This window comes from Roseovarius sp. E0-M6 (assembly GCF_037083845.1).
Classification (GTDB): domain Bacteria; phylum Pseudomonadota; class Alphaproteobacteria; order Rhodobacterales; family Rhodobacteraceae; genus Roseovarius.
Genome location: NZ_JBAPLA010000001.1, coordinates 999,702 through 1,015,220, shown reverse-complemented (window position 1 = coordinate 1,015,220; position 15,519 = coordinate 999,702). Strand labels below are relative to the sequence as shown.

Sequence of the window (15,519 nt, the reverse complement as noted above, 5' to 3'; positions counted from 1 at the left end):
CGGTCACTCGGACCCGAGCGATACAGCCGCGCGCGCCCGAAAATCATGCATCGCCTCAAGCGGGGGAGGATTGGCCGCCTCGATCTGATGGGCGATGCGGCGGGCATAGGCGCCTTGCCGGATCAACTCGAAAAGGCGCGCGTGGCGGGGCGCGCGAGGTGTGGACGGGGACGCGTGCATGACGGGCCTCTGGTTGTTGCGAGGCATTCATACTGCGCAAAAAGTGTTAAAATGGCCCCAATACCGGGCAATTTAGAGGCGCGCCGTCCATCATGATCCGCTTTGGGCGATGATTTCCACCCGCCGGTTCATTTGTCGGCCCGCGTCGGTGTCGTTGTCTGCGACGGGCTGCGATTCGCCACGTCCCACCGCCTTGATCGAGACCTTCGAGAGAGCGGGCCGGTCGGCGAGATAGCTGCGCACGGCCTTGGCGCGACGCAGGGAGAGATCCATATTATAGGCCGCCGATCCTGATGCATCGGTGTGTCCGATCACGGTGAATTTCGAAATACCGGCGGCGGCAATGTCATGGGCCAATGTATCGAGCGAGGAAAGGGCCGCAGGGCGCAACATGTCGCTGTCGACGGCAAAGAGCACCGATGCATCAAGGGTGAAGCGCATGGCCGACCCAATAGCGGCCACCGCGTCGATATCCGCACCTGCGAAACTCGTGCCACAGCCCAAACCGTCATCGGTAATGCGGGCGAAGCGATAATCCGTGTCGGCTGTGGCGACAGGGGCGATATCCACCTCGGCAGTGCCGCCGGTGATGGCCCCCACATCGGTCCAATCCACGCCATCCGCAGAGATGGCCAAAGTCAGACCCTCGACCTTGGGGCCGACTTCGAACACGTAAAGATCCGGCCCCTCGAGCTCGACGAGCGCGTTGTCGGTGAATTCGAGGACAAGCGACCCGTCGCAGCCAAGCGACAGGAAGGTGCCATCATCAACGTCGCCCGAGAAATCAGGCGCGCCCAGTGCAGGCTCGGCGCGAGCGGCGCTGTCCTTGATCTTGCCGGTGCCGGGCGTGTGGGACACGACCCTGTCGGCGAAAGAGAGATCGCCCAAGGGTAAAAACACCTCGCCCCGTGACCCGTCACCATAGGTCTTGCCCTGTTGGGCGGTGGCGGGGATGCCGGCCATTGACAGCGAGAGACCGGCGGCGAGTAAACTTGGAATGTGCAATGTCATGCGCGTAGCCTAGCACGACAAGCAGGCGGGATTCGACCGTGGAAGCTGAGTTTTGGCGTGCGATGCAAAGGCCCTAGTGGCGGAGAGACAGGGATTCGAACCCTGGGAACCCGTGAAGGCTCAACGGTTTTCGAGACCGCCCCGTTCGACCACTCCGGCACCTCTCCGCGGGGGTCTGTGGGGGAGGCGTTTAATTGCCTTTGGACGGGCTGACAAGGGCGATTTGAGGGATTTGCATTGCGAGGGTGCAGAAAGCCCCTAAGTTGAGGGCGAACCCATTGGAATGAAGCGAGGCAGCATGAAACCTTTGATGAATGTCGCACGGCGCCGGGCCGCGCATCTGTTGGCGGCGCTGGTGGCGGCGATGCTGATCGTGCCTGCCGCGCGGGCGGCGGACCGCGCGGACATCCACGATTTTCTCGAGGTCACGGGCTTTGACGTGGCATTGGCCAGTATCGGAGACGGGGTCGAGGATGCGCCGCTCATGCTTGGAATGAGCGATGAGGATTTCGGCCCGGGATGGGCTGCGGCGGTGTCGGATCTTTATACCGACGAGGTGTTGCAAGACCTTGCCGTCGATATGCTCGAACCGACGCTGAGTGATGATATGCTGGATCATGCCAAGGCGTTCTACGGCTCGGCCCTCGGAGAGCGGCTGGTCGAGGTCGAAAATGCGGCGCATGTCGCCGAAGATACCGAGGCCGAGAAGGTCATGGGACAGCGTCTTTTGGCGGAGGCCGGATCCGAGCGCCGTGAGATTCTCGAACGGATGTCCGATGCGATCGACCCCGAGAGCATTTCGGTGCTGGCGGTCGAAGAGATACAGGTCAGGTTCCTCATGGCCGCGTCTCGCTCTGGCGTGCTTGAGACGCCGCTCGACGAGCGGGCACTGCGGGCGTTGATGGCCGCCGAGCGGGAGTCGTTGCGCAAGGAAATGGCCCGCGCCAGTCTGGTCGGGGCGGCGCATACCTATCGTGATTTCGACAATGACGATCTTGCGGCCTATGTTCGTGCGCTCGAGACGCCGCGCATGCAGCGGGTGTATGAGCTTTTGAACGCGGTGCAGTTCGAAATCACCGCGAACAGGCTCGAGCAATTGGCGTGGCGGCTGGCCGATCTCAAGAAAGGTCAGGACATTTGATGCCGATGCGATCTTTTGTGTTGGCGGTGGGTTTCATTTGCGCGTCGCTGGCCGGTGCGCTGGCACAGGAGGCGGACCGCGAGAAAGAGCTTGGCACGCTTTTTGAGGTGCTGAAACTGAGCGAAACGATTTCCATTCTGCGCCAAGAGGCGATCGCCAATGGCCGTGACCTGTCGGAGACCTTTCTTGGCGACCCGGCAAGCGAGGTATGGATGGCCGAGGTGCGGCGGATCAACGATCCGGAACGGATGCGATCTCTGGTCGAGGCCGAGATGTCAGAGGCGTTGAAAGGCGAGGACATTGCGGGAATGATCGCGTTTTTCGACCGCCCTGAAGGTCAGCGCATCCTGAAGCTTGAACTGGCGGCGCGTGATATCATGACGGACGCGTCCGCAGCCGAAGCGGCCATCCTGAGTTATCAGGACGCCCGCGAGGACGGGGCGCCGATCATCGCGCACATCGACCGGATGACCGAAGATAGCGACCTGATCGAACGAAATGTCGAAGGGGCGCTCAACACCAATTTGATGTTCTTTCGCGGTATGGCCGATGGTGGTGCGTATGACGAAACCGACACGGAAATGGCGCGCGATGTCTGGCGGCAGGAGCCGGAGCTTCGAGAGGAAATGACCGACTGGCTGGGTGCGTTTCAATTCTTGGCCTATGCGCCGCTCGACGATGCGCTATTGAAGGACTACGGCGCGTTTTTGCGCACTCCTGAGGGGCGTGCGCTGAACCATGCGCTCTTTGAGGGGTTTAACCGAATGCTGGATGAAACCAGCTATTTGACGGGGCGGGCGCTTGCCGATCACGCGCTTGCCGAGCGGCTTTGATCCGTGGGGTGAAAAAGCCGCCTAAGGCGGGGCTGACCCCCCTTGACTTTCGGGCTCTGCTCTTGAATAAGCCCACATCCCGGCTGGCCGCAGGCTTGCGCGGGGTTTATGACATATCGTCCTCAAGGGGCGCGCAGTTCGAGGTGGCCTGAGGGCCGGAAACTCCCGGATCGGGGACCACAGAACGCGGAAACGACGAAGGAAGCAAAAGATGTTTGCGGTTCTCAAGACCGGCGGCAAGCAATACAAGGTTCAATCCGGCGATACGCTGAAGGTTGAAAAAATTGCGGCCGATGCCGGCGAAAAGGTTCAATTCAACGACGTGCTGATGTTGGGCGGTGACAAGCCCGTACTCGGCGCGCCGCTGGTCGAAGGCGCGGCCGTGCAGGCCGAGGTCATTGACCAGATCAAGGGCGACAAGGTTATTCACTTCGTCAAGCGCCGCCGGAAGCACGGATCGCAGCGCACGAAGGGCCATCGCCAGCAGTTGACCGTTCTGCGCGTGACCGAGATTCTGGAGAAGGGTGCCGAGAAGTCGGGCGTGAAGGCCGCAGCGGGCGCAGGCTCGGTGGCGGTCGCCTCTGACGGTCGCTATGCCAAGAACAAGACCGATCAGGCCGAGATGGCCAAGCGCGTCGAAGAGGGCGAAGCGAAGGCCAAAAAAGCCGAAACCAAGCCCAAGAAGGCCGCACCCAAGAAGGCCGCCAAGGCGGACAAGGGTGATGACCTCACGCAGATCAACGGCGTTGGTCCGGTGATCGTGAAGAAGCTGAACGAAGCCGGTATCACCACATTCGCGCAGATCGCGGCGTGGAATGCGAGCGACGTTGAAGAAATGGACGAGAAGCTATCGTTCAAGGGCCGTATCGACCGCGAAGAGTGGGTCGCGCAGGCCAAAGAACTGACCAAAGGTTAAGGAGAGAGAGCATGGCACACAAGAAAGCAGGCGGTTCCTCCCGTAACGGTCGCGACTCAGCCGGTCGCCGCCTTGGCGTGAAGAAATACGGTGGCGAAGCGGTCATCCCGGGCAACATCATCATGCGTCAGCGCGGCACGAAAATGTGGCCGGGCGAAGGGGTGGGCCTTGGTAAGGATCACACCATCTTTGCGACCGTGGAAGGCAAGGTGAAGTTTCACAAAGGTCTCAAAGGCCGCACGTTTATTTCGGTTCTGCCAGTGGCGGAGGCCGCAGAGTAAGCCGATCTAAAGGGTTTTAGCACACTCAGAAGGGGATCGGCGCAGGCCGGTCCCCTTTTTCGTTTGTGTCGCACGATGTCGCGGCGTTTTCCGCAGGACCTATCGGGGGGGGCGGCGGATGACACCAAGGGGCCGGACGGGCCCTGTCACTGCCACGATCCGGCACATGCTGTTTAAAGGGTTTCGCGAATACCCTGACCTACAGATTTTCGCGAGACGCTTCAGGGGAGGAAAGACATGAAACACGAATGCGTCATCAATCTTCCGGTGATCGAGACCGAGCGTTTCGATCTGCGCCCGCTTCAGCCATCGGATGCGGGGCTTATCACGTTGCACACTGGTGATATTCGTGTGGCCCAGACATCCGGCACGATCCCGCACCCGCTACCGCCAGGCTGGACCGAGAGCTATATCTCGCGGGTGCGCGCCGAGGACCGGACCGAGGATGCCTGGGCGATCGACGCCACACGCTCGGGCGGGCCCGAGGTGATGGGTCTTGTCCTGCTCAAACATGTGGATGCGGGTGTGTGTGAGATCGGCTTCTGGGTGGCGCCGCAGTTTTGGAATACGGGCATCGCAACCGAGGCGGTGCGCGCGCTTGTGGCCGCAAATCCGCGTGGCTGCCGGGCGCATTTCGCCACGGTGTTTCAAGGCAACGCAGCCTCGGCGCGGGTGCTTACCAATACCGGGTTTCAGTATCTGGGCGATGCCGAGGGGTTTTGTGTGGCGCGGAATGCGACACTTCCCACATGGACCTATAGTCGCAAACACGATTGAGCCCGGTGCCCCCTTCGCGTAAGGACGCGTCATGAAGTTTCTTGATCTCGCCAAAGTCTATATTCGATCGGGTTCCGGCGGCGGTGGCTGTATCAGCTTTCGCCGGGAGAAATACATTGAATTCGGCGGTCCCGATGGCGGCGATGGCGGCACTGGTGGCTCGGTTTGGGCCGAGGCGGTGGATGGTCTGAACACGTTGATCGATTTCCGCTATCAACAGCATTTCTTTGCCAAGAACGGGACACCCGGAATGGGCAAGCAACGCACCGGCGCGGATGGTGATGATATCGTGTTGCGCGTGCCCGCGGGGACCGAAATTCTTGACGACGATCAGGAGACACTGATCGCTGACCTCTCACAGGTGGGTGATCGGGTGCTACTCGCCAAGGGCGGCAATGGCGGCTGGGGCAACCTGCATTTCAAAACCTCGACCAATCAGGCCCCGCGCCGGTCCAACCCTGGCCAAGAGGGTGTGGAGCGCACCATCTGGTTGCGGCTCAAGCTGATTGCGGATGTGGGCCTTCTGGGGCTGCCCAATGCTGGCAAATCCACTTTCCTCGCCGCGACTTCGAACGCCCGTCCGAAGGTTGCGGATTATCCCTTTACCACCTTGCATCCAAACCTTGGTGTCGTTGGTGTGGACGGTGTGGAATTCGTGGTGGCGGACATCCCGGGCCTGATCGGCGGAGCGAGCGAGGGGCGAGGGTTGGGCGATCTTTTCCTCGGACATGTTGAGCGTTGCTCGGTGCTTTTGCATCTTGTCGATGCCACGGCCGATGACGTGGTCGAGGATTATCGAACAATCATTGGCGAGATTGAAGCTTATGGCGACATCCTCGGGCAAAAGCCACGGATCACCGTTCTGAACAAGGCCGATGCGCTCGGGGAAGAGCTGACCGAGTTTGTTCGCGCCGACCTGAGCGAGGTGGCCGAGGGGCCGGTCCTGACCATGTCGGGCGTGTCAGGCGAAGGTGTGACCGAGGTGCTGCGCGCCCTGCGAACCGAGATTGCCGAGGACAAGCTGCGCCAGAAGGCCGGTGACGCCGAGGATGCGCCATGGGAGCCGTAAGCAGCGCGACGCGGGTGGTCATCAAGATCGGCTCGGCGCTGCTTGTGGATCGCAACAGCGGAACCTTGCGCGAGGCATGGCTCGGGTCGCTTTGCGATGACGTGGCTTGGCTTCGGTCCGCAGGCGCGGAGGTGATACTCGTCTCGTCCGGGTCGATCGCATTGGGGCGGGCCGAACTTGGCCTTGGTGGGCCAAACCTTACGCTTGAGCAATCACAGGCCGCGGCAGCGGTGGGTCAGATCCGGCTTGCCGGAGCCTATGATGCCGCGCTCAAGGCCCGGGGGCTGCGCGCGGCGCAGGTTCTTCTGACGCTTGAGGACAGCGAGGATAGACGCCGCTATCTCAATACCCGCGCGACACTGGCACAGCTATTGCGACTCGGTGTGGTGCCCATCGTAAATGAGAACGACACCGTGGCCACGGATGAAATCCGCTATGGCGACAATGACAGGATGGCCGCACAAGTGGCGGTCACGGCGGGGGCCGATCTGTTGGTCCTGCTGAGCGATGTGGACGGTTTCTATTCCGCCAATCCGTCCGAGAGCGCGAGTGCGCGCCGGTTCGACGAGATCACCGCGATCACCCCCGAGATCGAGGCGATGGCGGGCGATGCGGGGTCAGGTCTGAGCAAGGGCGGCATGAAGACCAAACTCATGGCCGCGCGCGCGGCGATGGCCGCGGGCTGTGACATGGCGATCACCGAGGGCAGCGTGCCGGGACCGGTCCGTGCGCTGGAAGATGGCGCGGCGGCGACGTGGTTTCGCGGGCAAGGTGATCCACAGGCGCGGCGCAAGGCGTGGATTGCCGGGATGAAGCCGCGCGGACGTGTCATCGTGGATGAAGGCGCCGCACGCGCGCTTGCGGCGGGAAGCAGCCTTCTGGCGGCGGGTGTGACCGAAGTGGAAGGCCGGTTCGAGCGGGGTGATCCGGTGGCCGTGATCGGTGCGAATGGCATCGCACTGGGGCAGGGCCTCACGCGATATGGATCGGACGAAGCAAACCGTATCAAAGGCTTGCGCAGCGAAGCTATTGCAGATGTTCTGGGGTATGGTGGGCGCGGCGCATTGCTGCACCGCGACGATATGGCGTTCTGAGAAGGAGGCGCTGTGGTGACCGAGAGAGATGATATTCCGGCGATGATGCTGGAGCTTGGATGGGCCGCGCGTGAGGCGGCCCGCACGCTGGCCGTGACCCCGGCGGCAAAGAAGACACAGGCTTTGCTGGCCGCGGCGGATGCTGTCTGGGCACAGCGAGAGACGATCATCGCCGCCAATGCGCAGGATCTTGAGCACGGACGCGAGAAGGGTCTTGGCGCAGCCTTGATGGACCGGCTGCTGCTGGACGAAGGGCGCATCGCGGGCATCTGCGACGGGCTGCGTGCCGTGGCCGGGCAGGACGATCCCGTGGGCGAGGTTCTGGCCGAATGGAGCCAGCCCAGCGGTCTGAAAATCAAGCGGGTCCGCACGCCTCTGGGGGTTGTTGGCGTGATCTATGAGAGCCGTCCGAACGTGACGGCGGATGCGGGCGCGCTCTGCCTCAAATCGGGAAATGCGGTGGTTCTGCGCGGCGGCTCGGAAAGCTTTCAGTCCAGCCGCGCGATCCATGCCTGTCTTGTCGAAGGGCTTCGGGCGGCCGGGCTTCCGGACACGGCGATTCAGCTTGTTCCCACACGGGATCGGGCCGCGGTGACCGAGCTTCTGACCATGACCGAGCATGTGGACGTGATCGTGCCACGGGGCGGCAAGGGCCTTGTCGGACTGGTCCAGCGCGAGGCGCGGGTGCCGGTCTTTGCCCATCTCGAGGGAATCGTTCATATTTATGTGGACCGCGCCGCCGATCCGGCGAAAGCCAAGGCCGTGATCCTCAACGCCAAGACCCGCCGGACAGGAATTTGTGGTGCAGCAGAATGTTTGTTGATTCACGAAGATTTAAAAGACGATCTTGGTGCGGATATTCTACGTATGCTGATTGAGGCAGGCGTTGAGGTGCGCGCGGATAACACGCTTCGAACTGTTTGCGGCACCGTAGCGGCCGAGGAGGCCGATTGGGGGCGCGAATACCTTGACAGCATCATCGCGGCACGGGTCGTTGACAATGTGGACGCGGCCATCGCCCATATTGGACGATACGGGTCAAGCCATACCGACTGTATCCTGACCGAGGACGGAGCCGTGGCAGACCGGTTCTTTGCCGAGGTGGACAGCGCCATTGTCATGCGCAACGCCTCGACCCAGTTCGCGGATGGCGGCGAGTTTGGAATGGGCGCCGAGATCGGCATCGCGACCGGCAAAATGCACGCCCGCGGCCCGGTCGGCGCGATACAGCTCACGAGCTTCAAGTATATTGTCGACGGGGATGGGGCGGTCCGCGCCTAAAGCGTTTATATCACGCGGCCAGTTTCCGCCTTTGCAGGCGCATATTCAACAAGTTCATAGCCGATTACTCGGTTCGTTTTCTATGATCTGTATTCTTATTAAAGCTTCTTTTTCAGATGATTGAGCATCAATGCTCAAGTCGAACTCATGTGCCATCAAGGGCAAGAGTGCGAATTGAACCTGTGCCGGCGGCAGGTCCACGGGATAGACGCCCGTGGTAAGGCAGGGCCAGTATTCGGCAGGTGTGGTCAGGCTCTCGGCTTTGGCCGTGAGGCAGAGTGCCTTCGTCCCGCCGGTGACGGTAAGAGCGCCACCCCGGGCGATACATTTCTCAAGACAGAGAAGTGCGAGACAGGCCGCGCGGGCACGCGGCCGAGGAAGCGCCTCGGTCACCTGCCAGTCGAGCTTTTGCGCGCCGGTATAAACGCCGCACAGAATGTCATGCAGTTCGTGCGTATTTACCGTCTGGTTTTCCGCGGCCTGACCGAAGGCCAGACGAAAGAACTTGATGCGCGCGCCCGCATTGGCCGCGCTGTCAGTCACCAAGGCGAATTCCGGCCCCGAAGCGCCACGACCTCCAAGCGTCATAAGCTCAAGCCCATTGGTGATGGCGCCAACCGGGCTGATCAGATCGTGGCAGATGCGCGAGCCTAGCAGCGCGGCGATATCCGGGGTATTGGGGGGCATGACAACCTTTATGTGAGGGGTGCGGATGGGATGAGCAGCGGCGATGATTTTCTTGAACCCGGTATGCGGGTCGCACATCCGGCCCACCCGGAATGGGGCGTGGGACAGGTGCAATCCAATATCGGTGGTCGGGTCACGGTGAATTTCCCCGAAGCTGGCAAAGTGGTGATCGAGACGTCACGTGTGACGCTTCTTCCGGTCTTTGATCCCTGAACAAAGTTTCCAAAAGGTTAACACAACCCTTAGGCGAGACCAGATAGAAAAGCCCACAGGGTCAGTTGCCAAACGATCCGCCTGTGCCTAAAACCCCGTAATCTTTGGGAAAGGCCGTGGGACACGTGGTGGAAAAACCGAAATTCCGGGTGATGCTGGCCGCGACCGAAGCCGACATTCGCGCGGCACAGGCGTTACGCTACCGCGTATTCGTTACCGAATTGGGTAGTGATGGCGCGCTGGTCGATCACGAGGCAAAGCTTGAGCGGGATCAGTTCGACGCGCATTGCGATCATTTGATGTTGATCGACGAGGCGGCCGATGATCGGGTCGTCGGGGTTTACCGCTTGTTGCGTGGCACGCAGGCCCGGGATCTTGGCCAGTTTTATTCAGAGGATGAATACGACCTTACACCCCTGAAAGCTTCGGGACGTAACTTGTTGGAATTGGGGCGATCCTGTCTTGATTCGACCTATCGTGGTGGCACCGCGATGCATGTTTTGTGGCAAGCCCTCGCACAATATATCGAAGATCACCGCATCGAAATTCTATTCGGCGTAGCGAGCTTTCACGGAACCGATGCGCAGGCGCTGGCCGCGCCGCTGTCGCTTTTGCATCATCGCCACCTTGCGCCCGAGGCACTTCGGACACGCGCCCGGGCCGCGCATTTTCAGCGGATGGACCTTTTGCCGCCGGAAACGCTCGACCGGCGCGCGGCCATGCTTCAGGTGCCGGCCCTTATCAAGGCCTATCTGCGTCTGGGCGGGTTCGTCGGGGAAGGTGCCTTTGTGGACCATGCGTTCAACACCACGGATGTGTGCCTGATCATGGATGCGACGAAGATGAGCCCAAGCCGGAAAAGCATTTATGCACGAGGGCTTGCGAGATGAATCAAACGTGGGATGCCGCGCCGGACGAGCCGTTTCGAATTGGCGTTGGAGGCTGGGCGCGTGTGGTCGTGCGGATGCTCGCGCTGACGACGATTCTGATCGCCGGCGTTATCGTCAAATCCCTGATGCGCATCGTCGAGCGACCACTTTGCGGGCAGAAGCGACCGGTCACGCCTTGGGTGACGAGGACGGTTTGCGGGCAGGCGTTGGGCATACTCGGGTTGAAGGTTCAGACGCATGGAACCCCGATGCGAAACGCCGGAGCAATGGTTGCCAACCATGTGTCATGGTTGGATATTTTTGTTCTGAATTCGGTCAGCAATCTTTATTTCGTGTCCAAATCCGAAGTGGCGGGTTGGCCCGGTATCGGCCTGTTGGCAAAGATCACCGGCACGGTCTTTATCGCGCGTGACCGGCGTCACGCGCGGGCGCAGACGGAGCTTTTCAAAGAGCGGCTTTCGGCGGGGCACAAACTTGTCTTTTTTCCCGAGGGGACATCCACAGATGGAATGCGTGTTTTATCTTTTAAAACAACGCTTTTCGAGGCATTTCTTGGGCCAGAACTCCGGGCGAATCTGCATGTTCAGCCGGTGACCGTGATCTACTTTGCGCCAAAGGGGCAGCCGCGTCGCTTTTATGGCTGGTGGGGGGATATGGATTTTGGTCCGCATCTTCTCAAGACTCTGGCGGTGCGGCGGCAGGGGCATGTGGAACTGTGTTATCACCCGCCTGTCAGGGTGGCGGATTTCGAAAACCGCAAGGCACTGGCCCGGCATCTTGAGGCGCAGGTGCGTGGCGGTATGCCCATCGACCGGCAGCTTTCCGAATAAGGGTTAACGCGGCGCACGCCACGTCGGTGCCGCGTCGGTATTCATGCCGGTATTGCGTCGGTGCTTGGTGAGTCGCGCCAATGGTGACCGGACCGCTCGCGGCGTATGCCTTAGCCCATGGCGGCGACAAAGGCCGCCAGCCGGGCGACGGGATCGTCGGCTGACCAAAGCTCATCCCCGAGGCCGAAGAAATCGGTGACGGGGGCCAGGGCGGCGATATGGTCCGCATCAAGCACACCTTCGGCTACGACCGGCACCTCGATCATCTGGCTCCACCACTCGAAAAGCTCATGGGGGGCCTGTTGCCCGTCGCCGAGCGCGCTGATCCCGGCGGGGCCGAAGCTGATGTAATCCGCGCCGGCTTCGCCTGCGGACATGCCATCGTGACGGGAGGTGCCACAGAACGCACCGACGATGGCCTCGGGCCCAAGCTCCTTGCGGGCGGTGCGCACCGAGCGCGCGCCGTCGGAAAGATGCACCCCGTCGAGGCCGAGGCGCTCGACCAGCATGGTGTGACTGTCGATCACCAGCGCCACATCCCGCGCGATGGTCACCTCACGGCAGGCGTCGGCGGCGCGGGCGATGCGATCCTCGTCGCGGCCGGGCAGCGACAGGCGCACGCAGGCGACCTCATGGGCGTCCAGCACGGCGGCGAGCCGGTCGGGAAAGCTGGAAAGCTCGATTTCGGGCGGGGTGATGAGATAGATCTGCGGTGTCTCTGTTTCGGCCATGTGATCCCCCTGCTTCGCGTGTTTCGCGCTGCTATAACGGGGAAAGAAAGCCCGGTCCATGGGGCAGGTGGCAGGGGCCGGGTTTGAGTATTTGGCGAAGATTGAAAGACTGGGGGCTTTTCGCCGCGCACGTGACGCAATATGAGCCGGGTCAGAGGAGTCTTGCCCATGCCCACCGACAAAGCCCAACCCAGTTTCGTTCTTGTTCGCCCGCAGATGGGCGAGAATATCGGCGCGGCGGCGCGGGCGATGTGGAATTTCGGGCTGGACCGGATGCGCGTGGTCAATCCGCGCGATGGCTGGCCCAACCCCAAGGCTGTGGCGATGGCGAGCGGGGCCGGGCGGCTTCTGGATGAGGCACGGCTGATGGCGGACGTGGACGGCGCGGTGGGCGACTGCACCTTTGTCTTTGCGACGACGGCGCGAAGCCGGGAGATGACGAAGCCGGTTTATGCCCCCGAGGCTGCCATGCGCCTTGCCGCTGAGAAGATCGCGCGCGGCGAGCGGGTGGCCGTCCTTTTCGGGCCGGAGCGTGCGGGATTGGAGAACGAGGATGTGGCGCGCGCGAGCGCGATCATCAATGTTCCGGTGAACTCCGAGTTTGCCAGTCTCAACCTTGCGCAATGCGTTCTGCTCATGGGGTATGAATGGATGCGCGCCAGCGGCGAGGTGGTGGCACTGCGCGATGAGCCCGGCGATACCGAATGGGCGACGCGCGACGAGGTCGCGCATCTTGCGCTGCATTACGAGGAGAGGATGGAGGAGGCGGGGTTTTTCTTTCCCGAGCACAAGGCCGAGGGGATGCGCCGCAACCTGCGCAATTTCTGGGCGCGGATGCCGATGACGCAGGCGGATATCCGTATGCTGCATGGTATCATGCGGCAGATGGTCCGCTGGAAGGATCGCGGTTGAAGGCGGAGGGGCCGCGACCTAATGTTTTCCGCGTAGGCATGAGGGGATCGAGATGAGCGGAAAGCGCAGCATTTTCGAGGAGGTGGGCAGCGAGGCGCCAAAAGAGCGCGCGGCCGCCACGGGGGTCATCGACAAGGGCCGGCGCGGGGCGCGGGGCGCCATTCGCGCATGGCTTTTCGTGCTGTTCGCGCTTGTGGTCGTGATGATCGCGGTGGGCGGGCTTACCCGGTTGACCGATAGCGGGCTGAGCATCACCGAATGGCGGCCCATCACCGGGGCGCTTCCGCCCATGAGCGACGCCGACTGGCAGTCGGAATTCGCCAAATATCAAGCAATCCCCGAGTTTCAGATTCAGAACAGTTGGATGGGCCTTGAGAATTTCAAGGTTATTTACTGGTGGGAATGGGGGCACCGGCAGCTTGGCCGGGTGATCGGCCTTGTCTGGGCCTTGGGGTTCCTGTTTTTCTGGCTGACAAAGCGCATTCCCGTTGGATGGACAGGACGGCTTTTGCTTTTGGGCGCGCTTGGCGGGCTTCAGGGCGCCGTGGGCTGGTGGATGGTCTATTCTGGTCTGAGCGGGGCGATGGTGGACGTGGCCTCTTACCGCCTTGCCACGCATCTGGGGCTGGCCTTCGTCATACTGGGATTCATCGCGTGGTATGCGATGATGCTGGGCCGTGAGGAGCGTGATCTCATGCAGGCGCGCCGGGCCAAGGAGCGCAAGCTTTATGGTCTTTCGACCGGGCTTTTGCATTTTGCCTTTCTTCAGATCCTTTTGGGCGCGTTGGTGGCCGGGATCGACGCGGGACGCAGCTACACCGACTGGCCGCTGATGGGCGGCGGCGTGACACCGCCCGAAATGTGGCGGATCGAGCCATGGTGGCGCAACCTTTTCGAGAACCCGGGCACGGTTCAGTTCATTCACCGGATCGCAGGCTATTTGCTTCTGATCTTTGGAGTCGTCGTTTGGTTGCGTGGTCGGCGGAGCGCGCATACGGCCACGCGGGTCGCCTTCAATGCGGTGATGATCGCACTGGCCGGTCAGGTCGTGCTGGGCATTTATACGGTTGTCACCGGTGCGCCATGGCAGGTGGCGATCATTCATCAGCTTCTGGCGGTCACGCTTTGGGCGCTGATCCTGCGGGCCCGCTTCCTGAGCCTGTATCCGCGTGCGCAATCGGTGAGGGGCTCCTAAAGCATGGAAGCTTTCGAAGCGTTGATGGCGCATGAACGGGACACGCAGGCGCTTGCGCAGGTGGCCGGGCGGCTGAGTTGGGATCAGGAGACGGTGATGCCGCGGGGGGCCGCGGCGCAGAGATCGGAAGAGGCGGCGGCGATGCAGGCGATGCTGCATGCGCGCCGCACCGATCCGCGTGTGGCCGAGTGGCTCGAAACCGTTGAGGCGCAGGCCCCCGGCGATCCGGTGGTGGCCGCGCACCTGCGTGAAATCCGCCGCGAGCATGAGCGTGCTTCGAAAGTGCCGGGCGATCTTGCCGCTGCGCTGGCGCGAGTCACGGCCCTGTCGCAGGGGGCGTGGGCCGAGGCCCGCGCGGCGGATGATTTCGCCGCCTTCGCGCCGGTTCTGGCCGAGGTTCTGGAGCTGCGGCGTGAAGAGGGCGCCGCGCTTGCCGGGACGGGCGATGTCTATGACGCGCTATTGCAGGATTATGAGCCGGGCGCGACTGCCGAGACGCTTACGTCGATGTTCGGGGCGCTGCGCCCGCGACTTATCGCGATCCGCGAGGCGGCGATCAGTGAGGCGGCGGGCCTTGATGCCGTGTTCGACGAGGCCGTGCAAATGGAGTTGGCGCGCGAGGTGGCGGCGGCCTTTGGATATGACATGTCCCGCGGGCGGATTGACCGGGCGGTGCATCCATTCTCGTCAGGGTCGGGCAGCGACGTGCGCATCACCACCCGCTCAGATCCGCATGATCCGTTCAACTGCCTCTATCCCACGATCCATGAAACGGGCCATGCCTGTTATGAGCAGGCGGTCGATCCGGCCTATGCGCTATCGCCGCTGGGGCGTGGGGTGTCGATGGGAGTGCATGAAAGCCAGAGCCGGATCTATGAGAATCAGCTTGGCCGGAGCCGGGCGTTTACCGGGTGGCTTTTCGGGCGGATGCGCGACCGGTTCGGAGATTTCGGCGTGGCCGACGAAGATATGTTCTACCGGATCGTGAACCGATTGCATGCCGGCTTTATCCGGACCGAAGCGGACGAGGTGCAATATAATCTGCATGTGCTGCTGCGCTTTGATCTTGAGCGGGCGCTGGTGTCAGGTGACCTTGCGCCGCGCGATCTCGAAGCTGCGTGGAATGACCGGTTCGAGGCCGATTTCGGATATGCGGTGCCGAAGGCGTCGCTGGGCTGTTTGCAGGATGTTCACTGGTCGGTGGGCCTGTTCGGGTATTTCCCGACCTATAGCCTTGGCAATGTCTATGCAGGGTGCCTTTTTGAGGCGCTCAGGGCCGATGTGCCAGAGCTTGATACGGCGCTGGCCAAGGGCGATCCGTCCCCGGCAACCACATGGCTGCGTGACAAAGTTCAGCGGCACGGGGCATTGATGGAGCCGCGAGAGGTGATCACCCAAGCCTGTGGACGTGGCCCGGACGAGGGACCGCTTCTTGACTATCTCGAGGCGAAATTCAGGGCCCTGTCGGAGGTTTGACG

At 62.0% G+C, this 15,519-nt stretch carries 18 protein-coding genes and 1 tRNA gene; 14 read left to right on the top strand and 5 right to left on the bottom strand.

What is annotated here, in order from left to right; translation table 11 throughout:
* Positions 1-3: 3 nt before the first annotated feature.
* The 3 genes from V8359_RS04835 to V8359_RS04825 all read right to left on the bottom strand — a co-directional run bounded on the left by V8359_RS04835 (position 4) and on the right by V8359_RS04825 (position 1,358).
* Complete coding sequence (locus V8359_RS04835; protein WP_336427581.1) at positions 4-180, bottom strand: hypothetical protein; 177 nt, start codon at positions 178-180, stop codon at positions 4-6.
* A 90-nt stretch (positions 181-270) separates the two neighbouring features.
* Entirely contained in the window at positions 271-1,191 is a 921-nt protein-coding gene (locus tag V8359_RS04830; protein WP_336427580.1) for an OmpA family protein, read from the bottom strand.
* A gap of 77 nt (positions 1,192-1,268) precedes the next feature.
* Positions 1,269-1,358 (bottom strand) — tRNA-Ser (locus tag V8359_RS04825).
* Positions 1,359-1,489: 131 nt separating this feature from the next.
* On the opposite strand from V8359_RS04825, the gene V8359_RS04820 reads away from it, so the two are divergent.
* From V8359_RS04820 to V8359_RS04785, 8 genes are all read left to right on the top strand, one after another.
* Entirely contained in the window at positions 1,490-2,332 is an 843-nt protein-coding gene (locus V8359_RS04820; RefSeq protein ID WP_336427579.1) for a DUF2059 domain-containing protein, read from the top strand.
* Positions 2,332-3,165, top strand: coding sequence for a DUF2059 domain-containing protein (locus tag V8359_RS04815; protein ID WP_336427578.1), 834 nt, complete (start codon positions 2,332-2,334; stop codon positions 3,163-3,165). Before V8359_RS04820 ends, V8359_RS04815 begins: the two co-directional genes overlap by 1 nt.
* Before the next feature lie 211 nt (positions 3,166-3,376).
* A complete protein-coding gene (locus V8359_RS04810; protein WP_336427577.1) occupies positions 3,377-4,081 on the top strand; it encodes a 50S ribosomal protein L21 in 705 nt (234 codons plus the stop codon).
* An 11-nt stretch (positions 4,082-4,092) separates the two neighbouring features.
* Positions 4,093-4,362 (top strand): 50S ribosomal protein L27, encoded by a 270-nt coding sequence (gene rpmA, locus V8359_RS04805; RefSeq protein ID WP_336427576.1) that lies wholly within the window; start codon positions 4,093-4,095, stop codon positions 4,360-4,362.
* Positions 4,363-4,599: 237 nt separating this feature from the next.
* Positions 4,600-5,139, top strand: a complete 540-nt coding sequence (locus V8359_RS04800) for a GNAT family N-acetyltransferase (RefSeq protein ID WP_336427575.1) — start codon at positions 4,600-4,602, stop codon at positions 5,137-5,139.
* Positions 5,140-5,170: 31 nt separating this feature from the next.
* On the top strand, positions 5,171-6,208 hold the full coding sequence (gene obgE, locus V8359_RS04795; protein WP_336427574.1) for a GTPase ObgE: 1,038 nt from the start codon (positions 5,171-5,173) through the stop codon (positions 6,206-6,208).
* The gene (gene proB / locus V8359_RS04790) at positions 6,196-7,302 is read left to right on the top strand and encodes a glutamate 5-kinase (RefSeq protein ID WP_336427573.1); all 1,107 of its coding nucleotides are present in this window, start codon (positions 6,196-6,198) and stop codon (positions 7,300-7,302) included. The genes obgE and proB overlap by 13 nt, the downstream gene beginning before the upstream one ends.
* A 42-nt stretch (positions 7,303-7,344) precedes the next feature.
* On the top strand, positions 7,345-8,583 hold the full coding sequence (locus tag V8359_RS04785) for a glutamate-5-semialdehyde dehydrogenase (RefSeq protein WP_442970327.1): 1,239 nt from the start codon (positions 7,345-7,347) through the stop codon (positions 8,581-8,583).
* 54 nt (positions 8,584-8,637) lie between these two features.
* Here the strand turns inward: V8359_RS04785 and V8359_RS04780 are convergent, their stop codons facing one another.
* Positions 8,638-9,270, bottom strand: a complete 633-nt coding sequence (locus V8359_RS04780) for a histidine phosphotransferase family protein (RefSeq protein ID WP_336427571.1) — start codon at positions 9,268-9,270, stop codon at positions 8,638-8,640.
* A 30-nt stretch (positions 9,271-9,300) separates the two neighbouring features.
* Between V8359_RS04780 and V8359_RS04775 the strand changes: the two genes are divergently transcribed.
* The 3 genes from V8359_RS04775 to V8359_RS04765 all read left to right on the top strand — a co-directional run bounded on the left by V8359_RS04775 (position 9,301) and on the right by V8359_RS04765 (position 11,203).
* A complete protein-coding gene (locus V8359_RS04775; protein ID WP_336427570.1) occupies positions 9,301-9,483 on the top strand; it encodes a DUF3553 domain-containing protein in 183 nt (60 codons plus the stop codon).
* A gap of 152 nt (positions 9,484-9,635) precedes the next feature.
* Positions 9,636-10,373 carry a GNAT family N-acetyltransferase gene (locus V8359_RS04770; protein ID WP_336427930.1) on the top strand — a complete coding sequence of 246 codons (738 nt, stop codon included), beginning with the start codon at positions 9,636-9,638 and terminating at the stop codon, positions 10,371-10,373.
* Complete coding sequence (locus V8359_RS04765; protein WP_336427569.1) at positions 10,370-11,203, top strand: lysophospholipid acyltransferase family protein; 834 nt, start codon at positions 10,370-10,372, stop codon at positions 11,201-11,203. Before V8359_RS04770 ends, V8359_RS04765 begins: the two co-directional genes overlap by 4 nt.
* A 110-nt stretch (positions 11,204-11,313) precedes the next feature.
* Here the strand turns inward: V8359_RS04765 and V8359_RS04760 are convergent, their stop codons facing one another.
* The gene (locus V8359_RS04760; protein ID WP_336427568.1) at positions 11,314-11,934 is read right to left on the bottom strand and encodes a thiamine phosphate synthase; all 621 of its coding nucleotides are present in this window, start codon (positions 11,932-11,934) and stop codon (positions 11,314-11,316) included.
* A gap of 168 nt (positions 11,935-12,102) precedes the next feature.
* Between V8359_RS04760 and V8359_RS04755 the strand changes: the two genes are divergently transcribed.
* Genes V8359_RS04755 through V8359_RS04745 form a run of 3 tightly spaced genes read left to right on the top strand, consistent with a single transcriptional unit; the run spans position 12,103 to position 15,517 of the window.
* A complete protein-coding gene (locus V8359_RS04755; RefSeq protein ID WP_336427567.1) occupies positions 12,103-12,846 on the top strand; it encodes an RNA methyltransferase in 744 nt (247 codons plus the stop codon).
* Positions 12,847-12,898: 52 nt separating this feature from the next.
* A complete protein-coding gene (gene ctaA / locus V8359_RS04750) occupies positions 12,899-14,041 on the top strand; it encodes a heme A synthase (protein ID WP_336427566.1) in 1,143 nt (380 codons plus the stop codon).
* A 3-nt stretch (positions 14,042-14,044) separates the two neighbouring features.
* A complete protein-coding gene (locus V8359_RS04745; protein ID WP_336427565.1) occupies positions 14,045-15,517 on the top strand; it encodes a carboxypeptidase M32 in 1,473 nt (490 codons plus the stop codon).
* Positions 15,518-15,519: the final 2 nt, after the last annotated feature.